A 24,345-nucleotide genomic window follows, 5' to 3' on the forward strand; every position below is an offset into this window, starting at 1 on the left:
GAGAACCAGGGAATGAATGCAACACCCGCGTGCGCACAGACATCTCAGGAAGCCGAAGTGCTGTTTCGCGTCGTCAATCGCGTCGCGATCGTCACGCTGAACCGTCCCGCCGCGCTCAACGCGCTTTCGCACGGCATGGTGCGCACCCTGGCCGCGCTGCTCGAACGCGTGCGGGCCGACGACGGAATCGCCGCCCTGGTGCTCAACGGGGCGGGGCCGAAAGGCTTCTGCGCGGGCGGCGACGTGCGCGCCCTCTACCAGCTGGCCCGGCGCGGGGAGCGGTTTGGCGACACCGGCTGGCAGCAGTTCTTCGTCGACGAATACCGGCTCGACCATGCGCTGCATACGTTCTCGAAGCCGGTCGTCGCCCTGCTCGACGGCGTGACGATGGGCGGGGGCATGGGCCTCGGCCAGGGGGCCGCGCTGCGAATTGCGACTTCGCGCACGAAGATCGCCATGCCGGAGACGCGCATCGGCCTCTTGCCCGATGTGGGCGCGACGCATTTTCTCGCGGTGATGCCGGTGGAAACGGAGCTTTACGTGGGCCTGACCGGCATCACGCTTTCCGGTGCGGACGCGCTCCATTGCGGACTCGCGGATAGTTGCGTGCCGGGAGAATGGCTCGATGGTTTCGAAGCGCGGCTTGCGCAGACGGCGATGGACGGCGATGTCGAGGCCGCGCTGCGGCGCGTGTTCGACGCGCCCTGTCACGATGCGCAGGCGGGCGACCTGGCGCCGAACGCGCCGTTGATCGCGCAATACTTCGAGCGGCGCAGAACGGTGGAGCAGATCGTAGAAGCCTTGCGAGCCGACCTCGCTAACGAGACCGGGGCGCCGGAAGCGCAACAGGCATGGCGGCGCGCGACGCTCGACGCGCTCACGCACTATTCGCCGACCATGCTCGAAGTGACGCGCGAGGCGCTGCTGCGCGGCCGGCAGATGACGCTGGCTGAAAGCTTCCGCATGGAGCTCGGCATCGTGGCGCGGGCGATCGAAGAGGGGGACTTCTGCGAGGGCGTGCGCGCGCATCTCGTCGACAAGGACCGCACGCCGCGCTGGGCGCCCGCCACGCTGACCGAGATGCGTCCCGAGCGCGTCCGGCACTTCCTCACGTCGCCGTGGCGCGGCGACGCGCATCCGCTGGCGGGGCTCGGCGCCTGACACGACGCTTGCCCGGCGGCGCGGCGCTCAGGCTTCTCCGGTGCGGCTCTCGGTCACGGCCGAGGGCGTGGCGTGCACCTCGAACGGTTCGCCCGTCGCGAAGAACGTGCCGCCTGCCACGTAATGGCAGGTGCGCAGTTCGGGCGCGGCGTCGAAGTGCCAGCGGTTGTTCGAATACACCCGGCGGTCCGCATACGCCGCGACGACTTCGGCCAGGATGAGGTCGTGGCGCTGGCTCTCGTCGGGAATCACCTTGCATTCCAGCCAGGCGGTGCACGCGGCCAGCATCGGCACGTCGATCTTCTGGCCGCGGAACGTTTCCAGATCGAACGCCGCGAACTTGTCGAACTCCACGCCGTTGCTCGTGCCTACGGCGAGCGTTTGCTGCGCGAATGCCGCGCCAGGCAGTTGCAGGCCGAACACCCCGCTGGCTTCGACGAGCTTGCGCGTGAGCGTGCGGCTGTCGATCACGACCACGACCTTCGGCGGGTCGAAATCGAGCGGCATGGCCCACGAGGCGGCCATCACGTTCGCGCGTGCGCCGTGCTGGCTCGTGACGATCGTGACGGGGCCGTGGTTGAGCAGGCGCGTGCAGCGGGCGAGATCGACGTTCTCGCGGAAATTTTCGGTGGTCATGGAGCGGTCCTCGTATTCGGTGGCCTCGGCCCTCAATCCGACGCTTCGCGCGTCTCCGTCTCCCCGGGCGTTGCTAGACGCCGCACGCGTTGCCCTTCGGCCATTTGCTTCGCAGGCCTACGCGACCTTGCCATGAGCCGCAGCGCGGCGACCGACCCGGCAACGGCGAGCAGCATGGGAATGGCCAGGTCGTGGTTGGCGTGCGTGAATTCGAGCATCAGTACGACGGCCGTGACCGGCATCTGCATCGACGCCGCGAGAAACGCCGCCGCGCCGACGATGGCGAACGCGCCCGCTGCGAGGCCGGGCCACACGTGATTCGTCAGACTGGCGATCGCGATGGCGAGCAGCGCGCCGATCGCAAGCCCCGGCGTCAGCAGCCCGCCCTTCGCACCGGCGCGCAGGCTCGTGGTCGTGATGACCACCTTCAGCGCGAGCAGCGTGGCGGCGAGGCCGATGCCGAGGTCGTCTTTGAAACTGAGGCCCGCCGGGCCCTTGCCGTTGCCGAGCAATTGCGGAAACCCGATCGCGAGCACGCCGATCGCCGCGAAGTTCACGAGCGAATAGAGCGGCAGGCGCCAGTCTTTCGGGGAGGCTTCACGCGCGCGGCCCGTCACGCGGGTGAAACCGTGCGCGGCCGCGCCGAAAAGGGGCCCGCACAGCGCGGAGAACACCACGAGCTGCGCGTTGATCGCATAGAAGGGCACGTGATACTGCTGTTCGTCGCCTAGCCCGATCCAGGCGACGACGGCGGCAATTGCCGAGGCCGTGAGCGCCGGTATCGCCGCGGACCAGCCGAAGGTGCCGAGCAGCACTTCGAGCACGAACATCGCGCCGCCGAACGGCACGTTGTAGACCGCCGCGAGGCCCGCGCCGGCGCCGCACGCGATCATCACGCGGCGTTCCGCGCCGGTGAGCCCGGTGCGTTTCGAAAGCCAGGCCGCGAACGCTGCGCCGATCTCGCGCGGCGCCACCTCGCGCCCGAGCGGGGAGCCGAGCGCCACGGTGACGATCTGCAAGACCGCGTGGACGGTCGTGGCAACGAGGGGCATGCGCGCGCCGCCGGGCTTGATGGCGGCGCTGATGCTCACGAGCGGCCGCCCGTAGCGATAGAGCGCCCACCAGCCGAAGCCGCCGATCAGCCCGCAGACCGTCAGCACCGCCACGCGCCGCGCGGACGTGGTGCCGGTCACGCCCTGCAGGAAGCTCTCGTTGCTGATGATGTGCGCCTGGCTGTAGCCGTAGGCGACATGCTGGATTTCGTGCAGCAGCATCGCGAGCAGCATGCCGCCGATACCCGCGCCGATGCCCGTCAGCACGGTCACCACCGCGAGCGTGAGAAGCGGGCTGCGCGCGGGCGGACGGTCGGCTTCGAGGCGGGTCTGCGGCATGGCGGCGAATCCGGCGATGGGGATGCCAGGGCGCGGTGTGTTACAGATAGCTGCAGACGTAGTCGAGCGTCTCGATCACGTCGATGTCGAAGCGGCTCTTGCCCGGCACCGGGAACGACTCGCCCGCGCCGTATGTCTGCCACTCGCTGCTGCCTTCGAGGCGGATGCGGCATGTGCCGGCCTGCACTTCCATCAGCTCGGGCGCGTCCGTGCCGAAGTTGAGCGTACCGGGCAGGATCACGCCGAGCGTCTTGCGGCTGCCGTCGGCGAAAAGGACGGTGTGCGAGACGCACTTGCCGTCGAAGTAGACGTTGGCGCGTTTGACAACGGAAACCTGGTCGAATTGCGTTGCGGCCGTCATGGCGGTGTTCCTCTGGGTCGTCGTGAATGAGCCCGACATCATACCGGCAGCGCGGCATGCCGGGCCAGGCTGGTGGCGCAAGCCGGGTCCATGCCGCATGAGACTGGGGCGCTCGCGGCGCCCCAGTCTCATGTCTGGCACGTCCGGCCGGACGCTTATTCCGGCTTGACCGTCACCGAAGCTTCGGAGGTCAGCAGCATGAACGTGAAGCTCTCCTGCAGGTAGAGCCGCACGCTCTTCTCGTCGTGGCTCAGATAGCCGATCGAAAGGTCTTGCCCCAGGTGCAGCGCGAAGTCGCCGCCGCGCGTGCTGAGGATGCTGCCGCCCTCGATCGCCGGCGCCCAGATGATCTCGCCGTTCACGAGCCGGCGGATGTGTTCCAGGATGGGGTAGCCCTGGTCGCTGGCTTCGCTCACGGCCGTATAGGCATCCGAGCCGAGCAGCACCGCATACGGGCCGTCCACCCCCTGCAGGCGCAGTTCCGCGAGCGCCTTCGCGATCACGGCGGGGTAATCGGCGATGTCGGCCGGCAGCGTCAGCACGGGGTTCGACGAGCCCTCGCGAATGCCGGTGATCTGCGCGGCCGTGTAGCCGTCGAAGATCGCGCGGTCTTCCGCGAAGGCGAGGCGCGTGGCCGCGTCCTTGGCGGGCTGCCAGTCGGAGTCTTCGGCGCCGCGCTCGACGTCGTCGATGGCGTCGCGCGAAAGCTCGAACGGCACGCGCAGTTCGACGAGCGCCTTCACCTCGCGCTGGCGCGCGCGTATGCCTTCGAGCGGCGCCTCGATGCCGTTCTGGTGGCCGGTGCCGACAGCCGCGAGATCGGCGCCGCCGGGGCCGTCCACGTCCACGACGCGGCGGCCCGCGAGCGAGCGCTTGAAGGTGCGCGCGACTTCTTCTTCGATTTGCGACCAGGCCGCCGAGGAGATGGGCGCCAGATCGCGATGGAGATTATTCATAACGGGGGGCTCCTTTGAGGGATCCAATAGCGAGCGAACCGTCGCCGGACGGTGCAGCGGCGGCGACGGATTCGGGTTCGATTTCGTCAGACGCATCGGGCGCGCCCGGTGTAGCGGCCGATGCGGCGCCGGGCTCGCGTTCGGCCAGCGCTTCCAGCAGCGGTTCGGACGGCACGAAGAAGAGCCCGCCCGTCACGGCGCGGCTGAAGTCCAGCAGGCGGTCGTAGTTGCCCGGCGGGTTGCCGACGAACATGTTCTCCAGCATCTGCTCGATGGGCTGCGGCGAGCGCGCGTAGCCGATGAAGAACGTGCCGAATTCGCCCTGGCCCGGCCGGCCGAACGGCATGTTGTCGCGCAGGATCTTGATCTCGCTGCCGTCGGCGTCTTCTAGCGTCGTGAGCGAGCTGTGCGACCAGCTCGGCTTCACGCCCGGCTCGAGCTCGATGTCCTGCAGCTTCGTGCGCCCGATGATGTGCTCCTGCGCCTCCACCGGCAGCGCGTTCCAGCCTTTCATGTCATGCAGGTACTTTTGCACCAGCACGTAGCTGCCGCCCGCGAAGCCGGGGTCGGCCTCGCCGATCACCGTGAAGTGCACGGCCTCGTCGCCTTCCGGGTTCTCGGTGCCGTCCACGAAGCCGATCATCGCGCGCATGTCGAAGTTGCGGAAGCCGTGCACTTCGTCCACTGTCTCCGCCGCGCCTTCGAGGCGGTTCATCAATTGCGTGGCCAGCTCGAAGCACAGATCGGTCTGGTCGGCGCGGATATGGATCAGGATGTCGCCGGGCGTGGCCACCGCGAGGCGCTCGCCGCCGCCGAACTCGCGGAAAGGGTGCAGCTCGGCCGGGCGCGGCTCGCCGAAGAGCTTGTCCCAGGCGGCGGAGCCGAAGCCCACCACGCAGCTGAGATTGCCCTTCGGCACGCGTTTGCCGACGGCGCGCGTGAGGTTCGCGACGTCGGCGCACCAGGCGCGCACCTGGGCGCGGCTCGCGGCGTCGTCGTTCACCGTCGCGACGAGGAAGAACGCGCTCTTCGTGACGGAGGTGGAGACAGCCTGGGGGGCGGGCGGGGCGGAAGACGGCGTCATGATCTGGGGTATCGCCTGGCGGGGAGTGGTAAAAGGGTGAAACATGATGAGCGCATAGTTTAGCCAACTGGCGCAATCCGCGTTTGCAGGCCGAGCGGGGCGCGTGCGAGGATGAGCGGGATCTTCTTCGAGGAGACGCATGATGTGGGATCACACCGAGCATGAAGGCTTCGAGATCTGGGTGCTGCCGATTCCCGCGTTCGGGCCGCGCTCGCCGGAGCCGCTGTTCCATTACAGCGGCTATATCTGCCGGCATGGCGCGGACGCGCATCTGGAAGGGCAGAGCATCCGTTTCCACGACATGATGCGCAATTACACCGGCTCGGACGCGGCGCTCGACGCGGCCTACGCCGACGGCCGCCGGCGCATCGACCGCTTTCATGCCAAGGGAAGCTGGGCGTAGGCAGCCCGCCGGTTCGCGCGCGATGCTGCGCTGCGGCAGGCGCTAGCGGTTGCCGGACACGATCAGCATGACCGGCCGCCCTTCGCAGCCCACGCCGCCCGGCACCTGCAGCACGCGCCACGGCGCGCTTTGGCCGGGCGCCGCGAGCGGGGGCGCGATGGTGCCCTCCTCGGGGGAGGCCGAGAGGATGTTGAACGGCCAGGAGGCGCGCCGCAGCTGCTCGTGGATCAACGAGCCCGTCCAGATCGGCACCGTGCCGGCGCCGTTGCCTCCATCGCCGTTTTTCAGCGCGTAACCGGTCGGCCAGAAGCGCAGCACGTCGCGCTTTCCATCGGCCTGCCCGGGGCTGCTCGACGCCGGCTCGCGCGCGAACACCAGCGGCGAAGGCACGCCGTTGTTCAGTCTCGGCAGCAGCGGCAGCGTCATCACGTCCACGTGCGGCGCCACGAGCGCGAGCACGTTGCGCATGGAGAGCCGGGCGCCCTCGCTCCAGCCCGCGGCGCGCAGCGCGGCGCGCAGATCGTCCGCGCTCGCGGCCCATTGCAGCGTCGTGGGCTCGCGGCGCTCGCCTTTCATGTCGAAGCGGTAGCACGCGAAGTTTCTCCACAGCCTGTCGCTCCAGTCCATCTGCGAGATGACCATTGGCGGCGCGGTCTCGGCGGGTGCGGCGCCGCGCGGCGGCTCGCCCTTTTGCAGCACGAACGCCGTGGCGAGCACAGCCAGCACGATCGGCGGCACGAAATTGCGCTGCGGCGGCCGCTCCGGATAGCGCCAGAGCGACATCAGCACGACGACCGCGACCCAGATCGAGGCCAGGGCGGCGCCGCCGATCGCGTCGGAGAACAGGAAGCGGTCGAAATAGAGCCCGGCGAAAGTCACGGCGACGATGATGCCGTTGCCGAGCGCCGCGACGAGCGCCGCTTCCGCCATGCTCGCGCGGCGCACGAGCAGGAACATGAGGAAGCCATAGACGATCACCATCGACGCCACGCGGTCGCTCGGAAACACATAGGTCTCGACGTTCCGGACGGCGAGCGGCGCGTGATGCACGCCAAGCCGGATCGCGAGGATCACCAGTTGCGAAAACGTCGCCGCGATCATCCAGTACGCGATGGTGCGCCAGCGCCGCTCGAGCGTCATCCAGACTGTCACCGTCACGACCAGCGCGGCGAGCGTCAGGCTGCTGCCGAGCGTTTCCACGCGCGCGAGCGCGGCGTCGGCCCAGACGGTGTGGATCGAGCGCATGAACTGGCGCACGGATTGATCGACCTGGACGAGCGGATCGCCGTGCAGCACGTTGTCGAGCACGTACGAGAAGATGGCCGCGCCGAGCGGCACGAGCCCCGTGACCACGACGAGGGCGCCGAGCGCCGGCTGCTCGGGGTCGAGCAGCCGGGCGAGCCGCCGCGCCGCCGCACCCTCGTGGCCTTGCGCCCAGTGCGCGACGCTGCGGCGCGAGGCGCTGGCCCACGCGTCGAAGTGCAGCAGCAGAATCCGCACGAACCGCCAGATGAGCCAGAGCGCGGTGGCGAGGATCAGTGCGATCACAACGAGGCGGAACGAGACGGCGCCCGCGATCTGCAGCGACGCGCCGAACACCACGCCCGGCAGGATGTGCGCCGGCGCCCAGATCAGCGCCGAGGCGACGTTCATCACGAGGAAGCGCAGGGGCGCCATGCCCGCCATGCCGGCGACGATGGGCACGACGGCGCGCAGCGGCGCGATGAAGCGCGCGAGGATCACGCTGCGCGCGCCGTGCCGCGAGAAGTACGCCCGCGCTTTGGCGAAGATGGCCGGGTAGTGCGAGAACGGCCACATCTGGGCGAGCGATTCGCGATAGCGGTGGCCGACCCAGAAGCTCAGGGCGTCGCCGGCCACGGCGCCCGCAATGGCCACGATAAAGAGCCAGCCGAGATTCAGCGTGCCGGTGCCCGCGAAGGCGCCCGCAATGAACATGGCCGTGCTGCCCGGGATGAACGTGCCGATGAGCGCGAGCGACTCCAGGAACGCGGCCACGAAGACGAACGCGAGCGTCCACCCCGCATGGGCGGCGAGGAGGTGCAGCAGGTGAGCGTAGGCGTGCTCCATCGAGGGGGCGGAACGGGTGGCGGGAGCGGGTGACGCGATGCCGAAGCTGAATGCCGACACCGGGCGTCATGCGCAATATACCCGGGCGCCGCCCCGAGCGTGCGATTGGGTGACGGATCGCACGGTCATGGCGTTCAGGCGACGCCAGGGAGCCGCGAAATCAGATCACGCCTTTGTCTTTCAGGCCGGCAAGCGCTTCGTCGGAAAGTCCCAGCACCGACTGCAACACCTCGCGCGTGCCTTCGCCGAGCTGCGGAGGCGCGCGCCGCACGGGCATGCGCTCGCCGTCGAAGCGCCACGGCGGCGCGAGCACCGGCGTCGTGCCGCTGGCCGTATGCGGATGCGGCTGCTCGGTCACGAGGCCCGCGTCGGTCGCGCGCTTCGATAGCAGCGCCTCGCGCAGTCCGGCGACCTCGCCGCATGGAATGCCCGCGCGCGCGAGCCGCTCGAGCAGCAGCCTGCGCGGGCGGCTGCCCAGTTCGCGCGTGAGTTCAGGCACCAGCGCCTCGCGATGCCGGGCGCGCAGGAGGTTGGTCTTGAAACGTTCGTCGTCGGCCAGGTCGGGGCGCTCGATCACCTCGCGGCAAAAGCGCTCGAACTGGCTGTTATTGCCCACCGTAATGACGAGCGGGCCGTCCGCCGCGTCGAACACGCCATACGGCACGATCGAAGGGTGCGCATTGCCGTAGCGCGGCGGGTCTTCGCCCATCACGAGCGCCTCCAGCCCGTAGTAGGCCGTGATCATCAGGCCGCAGTCGAACAGCGCCATTTCGATGTGGCGCCCGCGCCCCGTGCGCTCGCGCTCGAAGAGCGCCGCGAGCATGGCCTGCGCCGAGTACATGCCGGTGAACAGGTCGACGGCCGCGACGCCGAACTTCAGCGGCGGCTGGCCGGCCTCGCCGTTCATCGCCATCAGGCCCGCTTCGCCCTGCACGACGAGGTCGTAGCCGGGCCGCGCGGCTTCGGGGCCGGTGCGGTCGTAGCCCGAGATCGAACAATAGATGAGGCGCGGATTCTCGCGGCTCATCTGCTCGTAGCCCAGACCGAGCTTCTCCATCCCGCCGAACTTGAAGTTCTGGATCACGACGTCGCAGGTTTTCGCGAGGTCCCGCGCGATGCGCTGGCCCTCGGGCGTCTGCAGGTCCAGCGTGATCGAGCGCTTGTTGCGGTTCACGCTGTTGAAATACGCGGTCTCGGTCTGGCCGATGCGCAGGCCCCAGTCGCGCGTGTCGTCGCCGCGCTCCGGGTGCTCGACCTTGATGACTTCGGCGCCGAGATCGCCGAGCACCATGCCGCTCCACGGCCCCGCGAGGACGCGGGAGAAATCGAGCACACGCACGCCGGCGAGCGGCAGGCTCGTGCCCGGTGTCCTGCTTTCGGTCTGCATCGGCAGTGTTCCTCGTTCGTTGGCGGGCGCTCGGTCCGCCGGGTTGGGCGCGGTAGGGGCACCGCGCGGTGCGCTTTCGCGAGTGCCGCGCTTCAGGCCGCGGCGCGGCCCAGCGCGATGTAGCGCGCCAGATGATGATCCTCGTCGCCAAGCTGGTGATCGATCATCACGAGACGCTTCGCGTAATGCGAAAGCGGCAGCTCCCACGTCATGCCAATGCCGCCGTGCAGCTGGATCGATTCCTCGGCCACGCGCGCGCCCGTGCGTCCGATCGTGTACTTCGCCGCCGAAAGCGCGCGCTCGCGTTCGCCGCGCGGCGCATCGACGGCCGCCGCCGCATTGATGACCGCGGAGCGTGCCTGCTCGATTTCGAGCAGTACGTCGGCCATGCGATGCTGCAGCGCCTGGAAGCTGCCGATGGGCACGCCGAACTGCTTGCGCGTGCGCAGGTAGTCGAGCGTGTAGTCGCGCGCGACATCCATCGCGCCCAGGCTTTCCGCGGCGAGCGCGAGCAGGCCGTAGCCCGTCGCATGCTCGAGCGCGGCGAAGCCGCCGCCCTCCGCGCCCACGAGCGCTTCGGCGCCCACCTGCACGTCGTTCAGCGCGACTTCGGCCGCGCGGCCGCCGTCGATCTTCCGGTAGCCGCGCACGCTTACGCCAGGCGCGTTGCGCGGCACGAGGAAGAGCGAGATGCCGGCTTCGTCGAACTCGCCACCGGGTTGGGCCACTGCGGTCCGCGCAGAAACGAGCAGCAAGTCGGCATGCTCCGCGTGCTGCACCACGCCCTTCGCGCCGCTCAGCACCCAGCCGTCGCCGCGCTTTTCGGCGCGCGTAGCCACGCGCGAGGCTTCGTAGTGCGAACCCGGCTCGTCGTGCGCGAAGGCGGCGATCTGCGAGGCGTCGATGAGCGCGGCGATCTGCGCCTGCTGTGCTTCGCTGCCCGCGTGCGCGAGCGCGCGGCCGACGATCAGCGTGTCGAGGAACGGCTCGACCACGAGCCCCCGGCCAAGCGACTCGAATACGACCGCGATATCGAAGCCCGCGCCGCCGAAGCCGCCCTGCGCCTCGGGAAAGAGCGCGCCGATCACGCCGAGTTCGGCGAAGCGGCGCCACATGTCGATGCTGAAGCCCTCCGCGGAGCGCGCGATTTTATCGCGTGTGTCGAAACCGTACTGCTCGGCGACGAAACGGTTGAGCGTGTCCGCGAGCATCCGGCGGTCTTCGGTGTGCTGGAAGTTCATGGCCGGACCTCTTAAAGACCGAGAATCATCTTCGAGATGATGTTCTTCTGGATTTCGTTGGAGCCGCCGAAGATCGACAGCTTGCGGTTGTTGAAGTACTGCGCGGCGGCTCTCGCGGCCTCGTCGGGGCCAATGGCCTCGCCTGCGTAGCCTTCTTCGAGCGCTTCTTCGGCGAACGGCGCCGCGTAAGGCCCCATCGCGCGGCGCAGCAGCGACGAGATTTCCTGACGGATCTCGGTGCCGCGAATCTTCAGCATCGAGCTTTCCGCGCCCGGCACGCCGCCGCCGGCCACGGCGGCGATCACGCGCAGGTTCGTCGTCTTCATGTTCTCCAGATCGATCTCGACCTTGGCCATGCGCGCGGCGAACTGCGGATCGTCGGCAAGCGGCTTGCCGTTGCGCGTGAGCTTTCGTGCCGCGCGCTTCAGGCGCGCGAGCGCCGCCACCGAAAAGCCCACGCCCGCGATGTTCGTGCGCTCGTAGGTGAGCAGATACTTGGCATAGGTCCAGCCCTTGTTTTCCTTGCCCACGAGGTTCGCCGCCGGAACGCGAACATCGGTGAAAAACACTTCGTTCACCTCATGTTCGCCGTCGAGCGTGACGATGGGGCGCACCTCGATGCCCGGCGTGTTCATGTCGACCAGCAGGAAGCTGATGCCTTCCTGCTTGCGCACGTCGGTGGCCGTGCGCACGAGGCAGAAGATCATGTTCGCGTAGTGGCCGAGCGTGGTCCACGTCTTCTGGCCGTTCACGATGTAATGATCGCCCTGGCGCTGGGCGGTCGTGCGCACCGAGGCGAGGTCGGAGCCCGCGCCCGGCTCCGAGTAGCCTTGGCACCACCAGTCGGCGCCGTTCAGGATGCGCGGCAGCCAGTAGCGCTTCTGCTCCTCGCTGCCGTACTTGATCAGCACGGGCCCGAGCATGTTCACGCCGAAGGGCACGATGCGCGGCGCGCCCGCAATCGCGCATTCGTTCTCGAAGATGAACTTCTGCACCGCGGTCCAGCCGGGGCCGCCGTACTCCTTCGGCCAGTGGTTCGCGAGCCAGCCCTTCTCGTTGAGCGTCGCGTGCCACGTGGCCATGTCGTCGCGCGTGAGGTGACGGCCGTTGCGCACCTTCTCGGCAATGCGCTGCGGCAGGCGCTCGCGCAGGAAGTCCAGTACCTCGGTGCGGAAGGCTTCTTCTTCCGCCGTGAATTTCAGGTCCATGCTTGTTTCACTCCATCAAGGGCGTGTGCGTGCGCTCATTCACGCCGACTCGTTCAGGCTCGCGAAATTCGCGCCGCGTTCCACCAGCTCCACGAGGAGCGGAGAGGGGCGCCAGAACAGCGGGTCTTCCTTTGCGAACTCGCGGATGTCCGCGAGTACCTTGTCGAGGCCCACGGTGTCCGCGTACTTCATGGGGCCGCCGCGGTAGCGCGGGAAGCCATAGCCGTAGAGGAAAGTCACGTCCACGTCGAGCGGGCGCAGCGCGATCTTTTCGTGCACGACGTTCGCGCCTTCGTTGATCATCGCGGCCATGTAGCGGCGCATGATTTCCTCGTCGGTGAAGGTGCGCGGCGTGATGCCCGCGCGCTCGCGCTCGGCGGCGATGATCGCTTCGACTTCCGGGTCGGGCGTGCCGGTGCGCGCGCCGTCGGGGTAGAGATAGTAGCCGCGGCCCGTCTTCTGCCCGAACCAGCCGCGCTCGCAGATGCGGTCGGCGATCTGCACGTAGCGTGCTTTCGGATCGCGCGTGGCCGCGCGACGCTTGCGCGTGGCCCAGCCGATGTCGCCGCCCGCGAGATCGCTCACCTGGTAGGGGCCCATCGGGTAGCCGAAATTGCGCACGGCCTTGTCGATCTGATACGGCGAGGCGCCGTCCTCCATCATGTGATCGGCGGCGGCGCGGTACACGGCCAGAACGCGGTTGCCGATGAACCCGTCGCATACGCCCGCGCGCACGGGCACCTTGCGCAGCTTCTTCGCGAGCTCGAAGGCGGTGGCCACGACGTCGGCCGAGACCTGCTTCGGCACCACCACTTCCAGCAGCTTCATGATGTTCGCGGGCGAGAAGAAGTGCAGGCCCACGACGTCCTGCGGACGCGAGAGGCTGGCGGCGATGGCGTCGATGTCGAGGTACGAGGTGTTGGTGGCCAGCACGGCCCCGGGTTTGCAGACGCGGTCGAGTTCGGCGAACACGGCTTTCTTCACGTCCATGTCTTCGAATACCGCCTCGATCACGAGATCGACCTTGGCGAGCGCATCGTAGGACGTGCTGCCCGAGAAGCGCGCGAGAATCTGCGCCTTCGCTTCGGGCGTCATGCGGCCCTTGGCGATGAGACCGTCGTAGACTTTTTCGACATGCGCGCGGCCGCGCGCGAGCGAGGCGTCGTCGCGCTCGATCATCGTCACGGGCAGGCCCGCGTCGAGTACCGCCACCGCAATGCCGGCACCCATCGTGCCGCCGCCCACCACGCCCACGCTGGCGAGCGCTCGCGGCGTTGCGCTCTTCGTTTCCGGCGCCTTCTGCACTTCGCGTTCGGCGAAGAACGCGTGAACGAGGCCCGCGCGCTGCGGGCTTTCGAGGCATTCGAGGAACTGCTTGCGCTCGAAGCGCTGGCCTTCGTCGAAGGATTCGTTCAGCGCGGCTTCCACGCACTCGACGATCTTCATCGGCGAGAACAGGCCGCGCGACTTCTTCGCGGTGTCGGCGCGCGCGGCTTCGATGGCGGCCTGGGCGGCTTCGCGGTTCGCAAGGCCCTGCGCGTCGCGCGTGCGGCGCACCGGCGCGTGCGCGGCGAGCAGTTCCTGGGCGTAGGCGAGGCCTTCGGCGAGCACGTCGTCGCTCGCGCCAAGGCGACCCACAAGGCCCAGCTTGAGCGCTTCCTGCGCGCTGGCATGGCGGCCGCTCAGCATCAGCGAAAGCGCGGCCTCGGCGCCGATCAGGCGCGGCGTGCGCTGCGTGCCGCCCGCGCCGGGCAGCAGGCCGAGCTGCACTTCGGGCAGGCCCAGCTTCGCGCCCGCCACGGCGAGACGGTAATGCGCGGCGAGCGCCACTTCGAGGCCGCCGCCGAGCGCGGCGCCGTGGACGGCGGCGACCACCGGCTTGCGGCTGGCTTCGATGCGGTTGCAGACGTCGGGCAGCGCGGGCGGCTGAGGCGGCTTGCCGAACTCGCGAATGTCCGCGCCGGCGATGAAGTTGCGCCCCGCGCCGACGATCAGGACGGCCTGCACGGCGTCGTTCGATTCGGCGTGTTCGATGGCGGCGGCGAGGCCGCGCCGCACTTCGACGCCCAGGGCGTTGACGGGCGGATTGTCCACCGTGACCAGCAGGACTTTGCCGCGGAGTTCGTGAGTGACCGGGGAAGCAGGGGGGAAAGCGGTGTCGGATGCCATGGTCTTGTCTCCAGAAGTCGATCCGGGCGGCGCAAGGAGGCGCGCCCGATTATCGGATGTTCGTTCGATTCTGGGCTCGCCAAGGTTCATTGACAATCACATTAGCTGTTGACAGACTGTCAAAATATCTTTGACAGTGAGCCGGCCGTGGACGTCAATGCGCTAACCCTGCTGGTGGAGATTCTCGATGCGGGGAATCTGAGCGAGGCCGCGCGGCGCCTGAAGATGAGCCGTGCGAACGTCAGCTACCACCTCAACCACCTCGAAAAATCGATCGGGCTGCAGCTCGTGAGGCGCACCACGCGCCGCGTGGAGGCCACCGAGATCGGGCTGAAGCTCTACGAGCACGGGCGCGCGATCCAGAACGCGCTGCTGGCCGCGCGGGAATCGGTCTCGACGCTCGGCCAGAGCCTGCAGGGGCGCGTGCGGCTATCGGTGCCGAGCGGCTACGGGCAGCTCGTGATGTCCGACTGGCTGATCCAGTTCAAACGGCTTTATCCGGGCATCGTGCTCGACGTGATGTTCGAAAACCGCGTGGAAGACCTGTTGCGCGATGAGGTCGACATTGCCGTGCGCGTGATGTCGGAGCCGCCGCAGAACCTCGTCGCGCGCGACATGGGATCGGTGCGCTACGTGGCTTGCGCCTCGGCGCAATGGGCGCGCGAACACGGCATGCCGCAGCGGCTGGAAGCGCTCGGCACGGCGCCTGTCATTACCGCGGCGGTGGTGGGCAAGCAGTTGCGGCTGGCGGGGTATCTGGGCGAGGAACGCCATGAGGTTCTCCTTGAGCCGGCTATTATTTCGGAGAACTTCCTTTTTCTGCGGCAGTCGATTCTCGCGGGGCTTGGGGTGGGGATTGTGCCGGACTATGTGGTTCAGGACGATCTGCGCCGCGGGGAGATTGTGACGTCGCTTGATGCGTGGCGGCTTAGTATCTTTGGCACGCACATGTATATGCTTTATATGCCGAATCGGCATCGTACGCGGGCGGCGTCTACGTTTATCGATTTTGTGCTTGGGGAGGCGCACAAGGCGGGGCGCGGCGCGGCGACGAGATGAACACGCCGTGTCTGCCCATAATCAATGTTCTGGTGCATGGCTGACAATCGTTGACAAAGATCTGGCGGCTGCCCTGTTGCTACTGCATTCCTGTTCGCACTAGTGTTGTCTCGGGTAATCCGCACCCGATTAACAGGAACGCGTTCTACCATGATTATCAGCCCGCCTTTTCTGCCGCAACTGGACCCGTCAAAGCTTGACCCCGCCAAATCGGACCCAATGATGGATGCCGTTGACGAGTTTGAACTCTTCCACGGTATCTATCCGATTGCGTTTGACCGGCGTCGGCATTGTGGCATTCATCTCGCACCCGACATGCACGGTCCGGTCTATGCCATCGCCGACGGCGAGGTGGTAGCCTACCGGGTCTGCCAGCACGCGATTGACCCGGACAGCAGTCATGTGGGCTTTGTTCTGCTCAAGCACATGGCCGAAACGGGCGACGGTCGCAAGTTGACGTTCTATTCGCTGTACATGCATCTGCTGCCACTGGCCGAGTACCACACGTTCGGATACGACGCGAAGGGGCTGGCCGATTTCCTGCATATGCCGACCGGTGACGCCCAGAAGGGGAAGGTCACACAGGCCGTAAAGGGTGATGGTAAAAAGGTACGGCGGAAGGACATTCTGGGCTATCTGGGATGCTACGAGGGGCGCACGCACCTGCACTTTGAAATCTTCATGGCGCCGGATGATTTCGCTGCCTGTTTCGGCCACACGCAGCTTGGCAATCCCACGCCGGAAACGCCGACAGGCCCGGACTGCTGGGGAAACGCCTACTACATGATTCCTGGCAAGCAGACGTTTTACGCGCAGCCGCCTTACACCGGGACGGACAACAAACTGCACGGGATTGAATTCAAGGCGGGCCAGGAGGGCGAGAACGATCTGCCGCTGGCGGTCGAGACATATTTCTGCAACGGGACAAAATACACCAACGTCTGGAGCGTCGCGGCGAACGGTGTCCGCACACTGCTGACGCCGGAGCCAGTGCCCGAAGCGGGTTACGAATACGATCTTTATACGCGTGCGACGGCGCTTTATGCCGCCTGTCCTGGCGACGGGTACGAGATGCTGCGCTTCGGGCGCGTCCGGTCTTCGACCGCGACTCCGCTGACATGGGCATTCGTGACCTATGCAAGCGGGAAGCAGGGCTACATCGATATCAGCAACGCGGCAATCAAGAAACTGTCCGACGCGGATTTCCCAGCATTCATGGGCTGGCAAAAGATTACCGATGGCAACACGCCCTTCGACAGCAACGGGATGTGTGATATCGACGTGCTGAAAAAACTCGTCAAGGATGCCAGGCCTGGCAACGAGCTTCCGGTGATAGAGGATGTGACGGAGGCCGAGAAGATGCAGGCGCTGTCAACCTACATCACGCTCGAAAAGCCGGTACGGCAGGCGCTGCGTGGGTTTATCTGCTATGCGCCCAGCGAATGGGACAGCACGAACAACGAAACGCGCTACGCGAAACTGCTCGACGAGGGCGGGTTCTATCACGGCAGAGAGCAGGGCTACCAGGATTTTCTCAAGTACCTCAAGGAAGTCCAGTTCTGGGACGTGACAGGTTTGCCTGCAGGGGGAAATCTTTGGTTCTTTCATCCACTAGCGTTCATCCGGCATTTCAGAAAATGTGGATGGCTCAGTGAAAACGAATTGCTCAGCCTCTTGCCAACATCCGCAGTCCGGTACGCCAAGCCCCCGCATGCGCCGGGATACTGGACCTCCGAGCCGATAGAAATTACGGCGGCAATGAAAGCGCTTGTGCATAAGAATTATGTTTCACTAAATGACGCCATGTGCAAATTCGGCATTACGATTAATCCTCGGCGTATGGCAGCCTTTCTCGCTAACGCCGCAGAGGAAACGCAATGGTTCACAAAGCTTCATGAAAGTAATCCTGGTGCCAAATACTGGCCTTGGGATGGTCGGGGTTTTCTTCAACTTACCTGGCCAGATAACTACGTAAAATATTGGGAGTTTTTTGGCAGGAAAATTCCTGATTTTTTGAAGAAAGAGTTAAGCGCATCTGCGAAAATGGCCGACAAGGAAGGCAGTAGTGTATCGTTGCAAGACAATAAACATCCTGCGCTGACCGCACCAATGATTCAGTGGCGTGAGGATATGGCCGATGGTCCTGTTGCTCCAGCTACTAGTGCAGGTGCCTATTGGGCCTGGATGAAGGCGGCGATTTATGCGGATAAAGCACCGATCATGCAGCGTCAAATTCAAAATATCACCAAACCGATTTTTCGGTCTGTAATTTATTACAGTTGTTTAAGCTATGGTCAAGTAGCTGCTACGGTTAATTTTGGCAGCGCACCGAAGGACACCGCAAAAATTGCTCGCGTCAATGGAATATTGGCACGATATCAAGCTTACACCAGTGCGTTGATCATTCTGGCTGATGGGATATCTTTTCCAACCACAAGTGGGCAGCAAATGGATCGACCGGACGGGTTTGAGCGGAGGGTGATGTAATGAAAATAAGTTTATTTTTATTTACTGCGCTTTTGTTTTCAACTTCCTCTGTATGGGCTGAAAAAAGCAATACTGATAAAGTTGTCATTCGCGAGGTAGAGATCGGGGGATGTCACTTCAAAATGCGTGATCCCTATGGAGGGGTGCTGACCTTAACAACTGATAGATCATTTCATTATGCTAACTATAGAGTTGAAGTCAACCCCAAATCTCAACGCCGCTTTGAGACGGAAATTCAATTCGAATGTCATGATAACGTTAATATTAGCGATCTTTCTGACCTTGCTGGTATCGGAAGGGAAAACGGAAAATGGATAATTAATTTTTCTGGCAATGCTGCGGCAGTCAACACAAAGCTATACCCACTTGGCGGACAGGGGTGGGACGGTGCAGGCATTACTCAAGATCAAGTTGGGGATGACGGGGGGAGAAGCGCGCTAACGTTTTGCATAATGCACCATTCCCAAGCTCTATGCGGGCAAGACGATACAGTGATGTATCTCGATTATCCTGAGGAGAGTGTGTTGCCTCAAATTATTCGGCTGCTAAATAGCATAAAATTCGTAAACTAAGCCTTTTGGGGTTCACACTTCACACAAGCGCCACCCCGCGCCCAACATTGGATGTCGTTGTTGCAGTAGGTGGCGTGGCTGCCTTTCTGCATCGTTCAGTGAAACTACACCCGGGATCATTTTCCAAAGTCTTCCTCACGCATCCCGTGCATCGTTTTCCTGCGAGCGCGCTGCCGATGTATCTCCAGATTCGGCGCAAGCCCCTGTCACCGGCGGCCTTCCGCGCGTACCCGCCGTGAGCGCCACGCGCTGCTGAATTCCCGCCTTCGCAAGCATATGCGCGCTGATCGGCGCGGTAAGAAACAGAAAAGCCGGAATCAGCAGCTCATGCAGGCTTGCATAGTTATTGTGCGTGCTGAAATAGACCACCGACGCAAGCACGACGCCGCCCACCCCGAGCGTCGTCGATTTGGTCGGGCCGTGCAGGCGCATGAAGAAGTCGGGCAGGCGCGCGAGCCCGATCGCGCCGATCAGCATGAACAGGCTCCCCAACAGCAGCAGCACGCTGACGATCGCTTCAACGACGGTTTGCATAACGTGTCCTCCCGTCAGTTCAGCTCGATGATGTCGCCGCGCTGCAGATACTTCGTCAGCGCGACGGTGCCGATGAAACCCATCACCGCGATCAAGAGCGCCGTCTCGAAGAACACGGTGGAGCCCAGACTGATGCCATAGACCACGATCAGCGCGATGGCGTTGATGTTGAGCGTGTCGAGCGCGACGATGCGGTCGGGCAGCGAGGGTCCGCGCACGAGGCGCACGAGCGTGAGCAGAAACGCGAGGCCGAGTATCGCGAACGAGACCGGAATGGCGATGGTTAGCATGCGAAGATCTCCATCAGCGGGGCTTCATAACGGGTCTTGATCTGGGCCACGAGCGCGGCTTCGTCGCCGAGGTCGAGGACGTGCACGACGAGGCGCGTGCGGTCGTCCGAGAGTTCGGCGCATAGCGTGCCGGGCGAGAGCGACACGATGCTGATGAGCGCCGTGAGCGCGATTTCGTGCGTGCTGTCGAGCGGCACTTCGATGAAGGCGGGGCGCAGCTTCTCTGGGCGGCCCAGCACCAGCAGCGCCACTTCGACGTTCGCGACGACGATGTCGCAGAGCACGTGCAGCGCGAGTTGTGCGAGCAGCCAGGGATGCCCGAAGCGCACGGGCCGCATCCAGAGACCCGCGCCGACCGCGAACGAAATCGCGCAGCCCAGCACCGCGCCAAGCAGGACGTTGCCGGGCGAGACGTCGTTCATCAGCAATAGCCAGCAGACGAGCAGAACGACGCTGAGCCAGGGGTGGGGAAAGAGCCGCTTCAGCATGGTCAGCTCCCGTTGCCTTGCGAAGCCGCAGCAGCAGTGTGCAGAACCGCGTGCACGTACGCGGCGCGATCGAGCAACTGCGCGGCGGTGGCGTCCAGATAACGCTTGAGCGGGCCCGCGCCGAGCGTGGCGGCGACGACGCACGCAAGCAGCAGCGCGCACGCCGCCAGCTTGGCGCGTGCGCCGCGCGGTGCTACCGGTGTAGCAGCCGCATACGCCCGCGACGCAGGGGCAGCCCACAGCAGGCGCGTACCGGTGCGGCTCAGGGCGACGATCAGGAGGAGGCTCGAAAGCAGCACGGCTGGCCACAGCGTGGCGGCTTTGCCGATGGGCGTGGCGGCCAGCACCATCGCCTTGCCGAGGAAGCCCGAGAGCGGCGGCAGGCCGGCCGCGCCCACGGCGCCCACGAGATAGAGCAAGGCTGCCGTCTGCGCGGGCCACGGCGATGTCGTGCTGTGCGCCGCCGTTTCTGCCACCCCTTCCGTCACGACAGCGGGCCCGGCCACGAGCACGTCGCCGTCGGCCACGGGCGAGAGCGCGGGTGCCGTGCTGTCGTCGAGCGCGGCGTGCGAGGCGGGTTCGTGGGCCGACGGCTCCGGTGTTTCCGGCTCCAGCGTGTCGGCCAGCAGGAACAGCGCCGCCGAACACAGCGTCGTGCTGATGAGGTAATAGAGCAGTGCGCTCCAGGCAGCCGTGCTTTGCAGCGTCGTCGCGGCAATCAGGAGGCCTACCGAAACCAGCACGAGATACGCGGTCGTGGTCTTGAGGCTCGACACGGCAAGTGCGCCCAGCGCGCCGAATACGATCGTCGCGATGGCGAGCCACCACGCCCAGTCGTGCATGAAATGATCGAGCAGGCCGCCTGCCCGAGAATCGCCGCCGCCAAACACAAGCGCGTCACAGCGGAGCATGGCATACACACCCACCTTCGTCATGATCGCAAAGAGCGCGGCCACGGGGCCAATCGCACTGCGGTACGCCTGCGGCAGCCAGAACGAGAGCGGAAACACGGCGGCTTTCAGACCGAACACGAGCATCAGCATCGCACCCGCGAACTGCGCGAGCGGCAGCGAGGCGGCGTCGAGATGCGCGAGCCGTTCGCCCATGTCGGCCATGTTCAGCGTGCCGGTGAGGCCGTACAGCACGCCCAGCGCGATCAGGAAGAACGACGAGCCCACGAGGTTCAGCAGCAGGTAATGCAGGCCGTTGCGCACGCGTCGGCGACCACCGCCGTGCAGCAGCAGCGCGTAGGAGGCGATCAGCAGGAGTTCGAAGAACACGAACAGATTGAAGACATCGCCCGCGAGGAACGCGCCGTTCAGGCCCATCAGTTCGAACTGCCATAGCGCGCGGAAGTAGCGGCCGCGCCGCGCGTCGGCGCTCGAGGTGCCGAGCAGGCAGCAGCACGCCAGCACCGCGGTGAGCACGAGCATGAGCGCGCCGAGGCGATCGAGCTGCAGCACGATGCCGAACGGCGCAGGCCATGCGCCGAGCGAGTAGGTCGCGATTGCTCCCGACGCGGCGCGCGCAGCGAGCGCGATCGCGACCGGCAGGAGCGCGATCGTGGCGACGACGTTGAGTGCGCGCTGCAGGCGCTTCGCGCGCACCGGCAGCGCAACGATGGTGCCTGCCGCGAAGAGCGGGATCAGGATAGGCAGGATGAGGGCGTGGTTCATGCGCCGTCGATCTCCTTGCCGTCCACGTGATCGGAGCCGTTGAGCGCGAGCGAGCGCAGCGCCAGCACCACCGTGAAGGCGGTCATGGCGAAGCCGATCACGATGGCCGTGAGCACGAGCGCCTGCGGAACAGGATCGGCATACTGCGCGCCGGGCGCGATCACGGGCGGCTTGCCCATGGAGAGCCGTCCCATGCCGAGCAGGAACAGATTGACGGCATACGAGAACAGCGTGATGCCGAGGATCACGGGCAGCACGCGCGCGCTCAGCAGCAGGTAGAGGCCGCAGGCGCAGAGCACGCCGATCGTCGCGGCGAAGGCGGCTTCCATCAGCTTTTCTCCACGGATTGCAGGTCTTTGTCGCGCGTGCCGAGGTGCGAGACGATCGTGAGCGTGGTGCCGACCACGGCGCAGAACACGCCGAGATCGAACAGCATGGCGGTGCTCAGTTCGATCTCGCCGATAAGCGGCAGATGCAGATGCCCGAATGCGCTCGTGAGGAACGGCTGGCCGAACGCAAGGCTGCCGGCGCCCGTGCACGCGGCCGCGAGCAGGCCGATGCCCGCGAGCGTGCGGTAGTTGATGCGGATGCGCGACTCGGCCCACAGCACGCCGCTCGCCACGTATTGCAGCAACAGCGCGACCGAGACGATGAGCGACGCGATGAAGCCGCCGCCGGGCAGATTGTGGCCGCGCAGAAACACGAATATGGCGACGAGCACGGTGAGCGGCAGCATGAGGCGCGCGAGCAGGGCGAGCAATAGCGGATGCGATTGCGACGACCACGGCAAGCCTCCGGGCCCCGTGGCGGGCGGCGGGAGCCGCAGCCCGCGCAGGAGCGCCTTGACGGCGAGACCCGCGACGACCAGCACGCTGACTTCGACCATCGTGTCGAAGCCGCGAAAGTCCACGAGGATCACGTTCACGACGTTGTGTCCGCCGCTGCCGGGCAGCGCATTCGCGAGGAAGAACGGCGCGATGCCGGCGCCGGCCGGTCGCGTCATCACGGCATAAGCGACGCCGCCCAGCAGCGCGCCGCCCGCAATCGCGAGCACGCCGTTGCGCACGCGCGCCGGGACCGGCTCGATCACGCGTTGTTCGTCGGGCAGGAAGTAGATGGCGAGCACGAGCAGCAGGACGGTGACGACTTCCACGGAGATCTGCGTGAGCGCGAGGTCGGGAGCGGAGAAGCGCGCGAACGCGAGCGTCACGAAGAGGCCGCAGGTGCTCAGGATGATGAGCGCATAGAGCGTATGGGTGCGAACGTGCACGACGGCGAGGGCGCAGAGTGCGGTCAGCACGAGACCGATGAACGTGACCGGATCGACTTGCGTGAGCGCGAGCGCACCGCCGAACTGAGGGAGGGCGAGCAGCGCGGCGCCCGGCACGACGATCATCGCGGCCACCATCCACGCGAGATAGGACGGCAGCGAGCCGTTCTCGAATATGCGCACCACCACGGCGGCAGCTTCTTCCAGATGCTGCACGATGCGGTCGAAGCCTTCGCTCGCATTCATTTCGGAGAGCCTGGAGCGATGGTGGCGGAAGGCGTCGCGGCGAAAGAAGAACAGCAGCGCGCCGGCGGCGAACGAGACCACGCTCATCACGAGCGGCAGGTTGAACCCGTGCCAGATGCTCAGGCTATAAGTGGGCAGCGAGCCGCCCAGCGCGAACCATGCCGCCGATTCGAGCATCCGGCCGATGGTCTGCTGCGGAAAGAGGCCGACCAGCAGACACAGCACGACGAGAATTTCCACAGGCAAACGCATGAAGCGCGGCGGCTCGTGCGGCGGATATTGCGGCAGGTCGCGCGGGGTGGCGCCGTCCCAGAAGACGCCGTAGACGAAGCGCAGCGAGTACGCCACCGAGAGCCCGGCCGCCACCACGGCGAGCGCCGGAATGACCCAGTTGAATTCGCCGAAGAGGCCCTGCGCGAGCGTTTCGCCGAAGAACATTTCCTTCGAGAGAAAGCCGTTGAGGAGCGGCACGCCCGCCATGGCCAGCGAGGCCACGCCCGCGAGCGCCGCGGTCCACGGCAGATGGCGGTGCAGGCCGCGCAGCCGGCCGAGGTCGCGGGTGCCGGTTTCGTGGTCGATGATGCCCGCGGCCATGAACAGCGAGGCCTTGAACACCGCGTGGTTGAAGGTGTGAAAGAGCGCGGCGACGGTGGAGAGTTCGGTGTCCAGACCGAACAGCAGAATGATGAGGCCGAGGTGGCTGATTGTCGAATACGCGAGCAGGCCCTTGAGGTCGCGCTGCACGAGCGCCATGGCCGCGCCGCCCGTGAGCGTCACGAGACCGGCGAGGCTCACGACGTAGAACCACCAGTCCGTGCCTTCGAGCACGGGGTAGAAGCGGGCGAGCAGGAACACGCCGGCCTTCACCATCGTGGCCGAGTGAAGGTAGGCGGAGACCGGTGTGGGCGCGGACATCGCATGCGGCAGCCAGAAGTGGAACGGGAACTGCGCCGACTTCGTGAACGCCGCGAACAGCAGGAGCAGCAGGATCACCGGATAGAGCGGATTCTTCTGCACGTTGCCGGCCTGCGCCAGCACGTCGGTGAGCTCGTAGCTGCCGCACACGTGCCCGAGCAGCAGCATCGCGCCCAGCAGCGCGAGGCCGCCCGCGCCCGTGATGGTGAGGGCCATGCGCGCGCCGCGCCGGGCGTCGGGACGGGACGGCCAGAAGCCGATCAAGAGGAACGAGACGAGGCTCGTCAATTCCCAGAAGATCACGAGCAGCAGCAGATTGTTCGAGAGCACGAGGCCAAGCATCGCGCCCATGAAAAGCAGCAGGAGCAGGTAAAGACGCGGCAGTGATTCGCTGCCGGCGAGGTAGTAGCGCGCGTAGACGAACACGAGCAGGCCGATGGCGAGCACCAGCAGCGCGAACATGAACGAGAGGCCGTCGAGTCGCAGGCTCAGCGCGAGACCGAGCTCGGGCACCCAGTCGTGGCGCCATTGCAGGACGCCGTAAGTCGGCATGCCCACCCGCTTGCTCGCGAGCAGCCCGAGACCGAGGAGCGCTGCGGCGAATGCGATCCACGTCGCAAGCGGTCGTGCGAACTGCATCGCCATCGCAACGAGCGCCGCCGCCACGAACGGGAGAACGACGAGCCACCCCAATACCATGCGGTTATCTCCAGTTGATCGTGT

21 protein-coding genes are annotated in these 24,345 nt (G+C 65.9%); 5 read left to right on the plus strand and 16 right to left on the minus strand.

Annotation, left to right across the window (positions count from 1 at the left end; genetic code table 11):
- Positions 1–12 precede the first annotated feature (12 nt).
- On the plus strand, positions 13–1,161 hold the full coding sequence (locus BAC01S_RS12665; RefSeq protein ID WP_027795102.1) for an enoyl-CoA hydratase/isomerase family protein: 1,149 nt from the start codon (positions 13–15) through the stop codon (positions 1,159–1,161).
- A gap of 27 nt (positions 1,162–1,188) precedes the next feature.
- Here the strand turns inward: BAC01S_RS12665 and BAC01S_RS31170 are convergent, their stop codons facing one another.
- From BAC01S_RS31170 to BAC01S_RS12690, 5 genes are all read right to left on the minus strand, one after another.
- Positions 1,189–1,797, minus strand: coding sequence for a flavin reductase family protein (locus BAC01S_RS31170; RefSeq protein ID WP_043202078.1), 609 nt, complete (start codon positions 1,795–1,797; stop codon positions 1,189–1,191).
- Between the two features lie 32 nt (positions 1,798–1,829).
- Positions 1,830–3,188 carry a chloride channel protein gene (locus BAC01S_RS31175; protein ID WP_043202081.1) on the minus strand — a complete coding sequence of 453 codons (1,359 nt, stop codon included), beginning with the start codon at positions 3,186–3,188 and terminating at the stop codon, positions 1,830–1,832.
- Between the two features lie 40 nt (positions 3,189–3,228).
- A complete protein-coding gene (gene ppnP, locus BAC01S_RS12680) occupies positions 3,229–3,549 on the minus strand; it encodes a pyrimidine/purine nucleoside phosphorylase (protein WP_027795103.1) in 321 nt (106 codons plus the stop codon).
- Positions 3,550–3,704: 155 nt separating this feature from the next.
- Positions 3,705–4,505, minus strand: a complete 801-nt coding sequence (locus BAC01S_RS12685) for a family 1 encapsulin nanocompartment shell protein (protein WP_027795104.1) — start codon at positions 4,503–4,505, stop codon at positions 3,705–3,707.
- The gene (locus BAC01S_RS12690) at positions 4,498–5,589 is read right to left on the minus strand and encodes a Dyp-type peroxidase (protein ID WP_027795105.1); all 1,092 of its coding nucleotides are present in this window, start codon (positions 5,587–5,589) and stop codon (positions 4,498–4,500) included. Before BAC01S_RS12690 ends, BAC01S_RS12685 begins: the two co-directional genes overlap by 8 nt.
- A gap of 139 nt (positions 5,590–5,728) precedes the next feature.
- On the opposite strand from BAC01S_RS12690, the gene BAC01S_RS12695 reads away from it, so the two are divergent.
- Positions 5,729–5,992, plus strand: a complete 264-nt coding sequence (locus BAC01S_RS12695; RefSeq protein ID WP_245616580.1) for a hypothetical protein — start codon at positions 5,729–5,731, stop codon at positions 5,990–5,992.
- Positions 5,993–6,034: 42 nt separating this feature from the next.
- On the opposite strand, the gene BAC01S_RS12700 is transcribed toward BAC01S_RS12695, so the two are convergent.
- From BAC01S_RS12700 to BAC01S_RS12720, 5 genes are all read right to left on the minus strand, one after another.
- The gene (locus BAC01S_RS12700; protein WP_245616581.1) at positions 6,035–8,140 is read right to left on the minus strand and encodes a VTT domain-containing protein; all 2,106 of its coding nucleotides are present in this window, start codon (positions 8,138–8,140) and stop codon (positions 6,035–6,037) included.
- Between the two features lie 100 nt (positions 8,141–8,240).
- Positions 8,241–9,467 carry a CaiB/BaiF CoA transferase family protein gene (locus BAC01S_RS12705; RefSeq protein ID WP_027795108.1) on the minus strand — a complete coding sequence of 409 codons (1,227 nt, stop codon included), beginning with the start codon at positions 9,465–9,467 and terminating at the stop codon, positions 8,241–8,243.
- Positions 9,468–9,559: 92 nt separating this feature from the next.
- Positions 9,560–10,708 carry an acyl-CoA dehydrogenase family protein gene (locus BAC01S_RS12710; RefSeq protein WP_027795109.1) on the minus strand — a complete coding sequence of 383 codons (1,149 nt, stop codon included), beginning with the start codon at positions 10,706–10,708 and terminating at the stop codon, positions 9,560–9,562.
- 11 nt (positions 10,709–10,719) lie between these two features.
- Positions 10,720–11,916, minus strand: a complete 1,197-nt coding sequence (locus BAC01S_RS12715; RefSeq protein WP_027795110.1) for an acyl-CoA dehydrogenase family protein — start codon at positions 11,914–11,916, stop codon at positions 10,720–10,722.
- A 39-nt stretch (positions 11,917–11,955) separates the two neighbouring features.
- Positions 11,956–14,085: a 3-hydroxyacyl-CoA dehydrogenase NAD-binding domain-containing protein gene (locus BAC01S_RS12720; RefSeq protein WP_027795111.1), complete on the minus strand. Its 2,130-nt coding sequence runs from the start codon at positions 14,083–14,085 to the stop codon at positions 11,956–11,958.
- A 147-nt stretch (positions 14,086–14,232) separates the two neighbouring features.
- On the opposite strand from BAC01S_RS12720, the gene BAC01S_RS12725 reads away from it, so the two are divergent.
- The 3 genes from BAC01S_RS12725 to BAC01S_RS34615 all read left to right on the plus strand — a co-directional run bounded on the left by BAC01S_RS12725 (position 14,233) and on the right by BAC01S_RS34615 (position 18,203).
- The gene (locus BAC01S_RS12725) at positions 14,233–15,144 is read left to right on the plus strand and encodes a LysR family transcriptional regulator (RefSeq protein ID WP_027795112.1); all 912 of its coding nucleotides are present in this window, start codon (positions 14,233–14,235) and stop codon (positions 15,142–15,144) included.
- A 150-nt stretch (positions 15,145–15,294) separates the two neighbouring features.
- Complete coding sequence (locus tag BAC01S_RS31180) at positions 15,295–17,631, plus strand: M23 family metallopeptidase (protein ID WP_043202084.1); 2,337 nt, start codon at positions 15,295–15,297, stop codon at positions 17,629–17,631.
- Complete coding sequence (locus BAC01S_RS34615; protein WP_156954401.1) at positions 17,631–18,203, plus strand: hypothetical protein; 573 nt, start codon at positions 17,631–17,633, stop codon at positions 18,201–18,203. The genes BAC01S_RS31180 and BAC01S_RS34615 overlap by 1 nt, the downstream gene beginning before the upstream one ends.
- A 135-nt stretch (positions 18,204–18,338) precedes the next feature.
- Here BAC01S_RS34615 and BAC01S_RS12740 read toward each other — a convergent pair whose 3' ends face one another.
- From BAC01S_RS12740 to BAC01S_RS12765, 6 genes are read right to left on the minus strand one after another with little or no spacing between them, the layout of a single operon-like run.
- Positions 18,339–18,737 carry a Na+/H+ antiporter subunit G gene (locus BAC01S_RS12740; RefSeq protein ID WP_027795113.1) on the minus strand — a complete coding sequence of 133 codons (399 nt, stop codon included), beginning with the start codon at positions 18,735–18,737 and terminating at the stop codon, positions 18,339–18,341.
- Positions 18,738–18,751: 14 nt separating this feature from the next.
- Positions 18,752–19,027, minus strand: a complete 276-nt coding sequence (locus tag BAC01S_RS12745; RefSeq protein WP_027795114.1) for a K+/H+ antiporter subunit F — start codon at positions 19,025–19,027, stop codon at positions 18,752–18,754.
- The gene (locus tag BAC01S_RS12750) at positions 19,021–19,515 is read right to left on the minus strand and encodes a Na+/H+ antiporter subunit E (RefSeq protein WP_027795115.1); all 495 of its coding nucleotides are present in this window, start codon (positions 19,513–19,515) and stop codon (positions 19,021–19,023) included. The genes BAC01S_RS12745 and BAC01S_RS12750 overlap by 7 nt, the downstream gene beginning before the upstream one ends.
- 2 nt (positions 19,516–19,517) lie before the next feature.
- Positions 19,518–21,191 (minus strand): monovalent cation/H+ antiporter subunit D, encoded by a 1,674-nt coding sequence (locus BAC01S_RS12755; protein WP_027795116.1) that lies wholly within the window; start codon positions 21,189–21,191, stop codon positions 19,518–19,520.
- Positions 21,188–21,520, minus strand: a complete 333-nt coding sequence (locus BAC01S_RS12760; RefSeq protein ID WP_027795117.1) for a Na+/H+ antiporter subunit C — start codon at positions 21,518–21,520, stop codon at positions 21,188–21,190. The genes BAC01S_RS12755 and BAC01S_RS12760 overlap by 4 nt, the downstream gene beginning before the upstream one ends.
- On the minus strand, positions 21,520–24,321 hold the full coding sequence (locus tag BAC01S_RS12765; protein ID WP_027795118.1) for a monovalent cation/H+ antiporter subunit A: 2,802 nt from the start codon (positions 24,319–24,321) through the stop codon (positions 21,520–21,522). The genes BAC01S_RS12760 and BAC01S_RS12765 overlap by 1 nt, the downstream gene beginning before the upstream one ends.
- Between the last annotated feature and the right edge of the window lie 24 nt (positions 24,322–24,345).

This window comes from Paraburkholderia acidipaludis NBRC 101816 (assembly GCF_000684975.1).
Taxonomy (GTDB): domain Bacteria; phylum Pseudomonadota; class Gammaproteobacteria; order Burkholderiales; family Burkholderiaceae; genus Paraburkholderia; species Paraburkholderia acidipaludis.

What these genes read in the sequence shown, in the direction of transcription:
- BAC01S_RS12665 (WP_027795102.1), top strand. Translation starts at nt 13, where the DNA reads ATGAATGCAACACCCGCGTGCGCACAGACATCTCAGGAAGCCGAAGTG.
- BAC01S_RS31170 (WP_043202078.1), bottom strand. Translation starts at nt 1,797, where the DNA reads ATGACCACCGAAAATTTCCGCGAGAACGTCGATCTCGCCCGCTGCACG.
- BAC01S_RS31175 (WP_043202081.1), bottom strand. Translation starts at nt 3,188, where the DNA reads ATGCCGCAGACCCGCCTCGAAGCCGACCGTCCGCCCGCGCGCAGCCCG.
- ppnP (WP_027795103.1), bottom strand. Translation starts at nt 3,549, where the DNA reads ATGACGGCCGCAACGCAATTCGACCAGGTTTCCGTTGTCAAACGCGCC.
- BAC01S_RS12685 (WP_027795104.1), bottom strand. Translation starts at nt 4,505, where the DNA reads ATGAATAATCTCCATCGCGATCTGGCGCCCATCTCCTCGGCGGCCTGG.
- BAC01S_RS12690 (WP_027795105.1), bottom strand. Translation starts at nt 5,589, where the DNA reads ATGACGCCGTCTTCCGCCCCGCCCGCCCCCCAGGCTGTCTCCACCTCC.
- BAC01S_RS12695 (WP_245616580.1), top strand. Translation starts at nt 5,729, where the DNA reads ATGATGTGGGATCACACCGAGCATGAAGGCTTCGAGATCTGGGTGCTG.
- BAC01S_RS12705 (WP_027795108.1), bottom strand. Translation starts at nt 9,467, where the DNA reads ATGCAGACCGAAAGCAGGACACCGGGCACGAGCCTGCCGCTCGCCGGC.
- BAC01S_RS12710 (WP_027795109.1), bottom strand. Translation starts at nt 10,708, where the DNA reads ATGAACTTCCAGCACACCGAAGACCGCCGGATGCTCGCGGACACGCTC.
- BAC01S_RS12715 (WP_027795110.1), bottom strand. Translation starts at nt 11,916, where the DNA reads ATGGACCTGAAATTCACGGCGGAAGAAGAAGCCTTCCGCACCGAGGTA.
- BAC01S_RS12720 (WP_027795111.1), bottom strand. Translation starts at nt 14,085, where the DNA reads ATGGCATCCGACACCGCTTTCCCCCCTGCTTCCCCGGTCACTCACGAA.
- BAC01S_RS31180 (WP_043202084.1), top strand. Translation starts at nt 15,295, where the DNA reads ATGATTATCAGCCCGCCTTTTCTGCCGCAACTGGACCCGTCAAAGCTT.
- BAC01S_RS34615 (WP_156954401.1), top strand. Translation starts at nt 17,631, where the DNA reads ATGAAAATAAGTTTATTTTTATTTACTGCGCTTTTGTTTTCAACTTCC.
- BAC01S_RS12740 (WP_027795113.1), bottom strand. Translation starts at nt 18,737, where the DNA reads ATGCAAACCGTCGTTGAAGCGATCGTCAGCGTGCTGCTGCTGTTGGGG.
- BAC01S_RS12745 (WP_027795114.1), bottom strand. Translation starts at nt 19,027, where the DNA reads ATGCTAACCATCGCCATTCCGGTCTCGTTCGCGATACTCGGCCTCGCG.
- BAC01S_RS12750 (WP_027795115.1), bottom strand. Translation starts at nt 19,515, where the DNA reads ATGCTGAAGCGGCTCTTTCCCCACCCCTGGCTCAGCGTCGTTCTGCTC.
- BAC01S_RS12755 (WP_027795116.1), bottom strand. Translation starts at nt 21,191, where the DNA reads ATGAACCACGCCCTCATCCTGCCTATCCTGATCCCGCTCTTCGCGGCA.
- BAC01S_RS12760 (WP_027795117.1), bottom strand. Translation starts at nt 21,520, where the DNA reads ATGGAAGCCGCCTTCGCCGCGACGATCGGCGTGCTCTGCGCCTGCGGC.
- BAC01S_RS12765 (WP_027795118.1), bottom strand. Translation starts at nt 24,321, where the DNA reads ATGGTATTGGGGTGGCTCGTCGTTCTCCCGTTCGTGGCGGCGGCGCTC.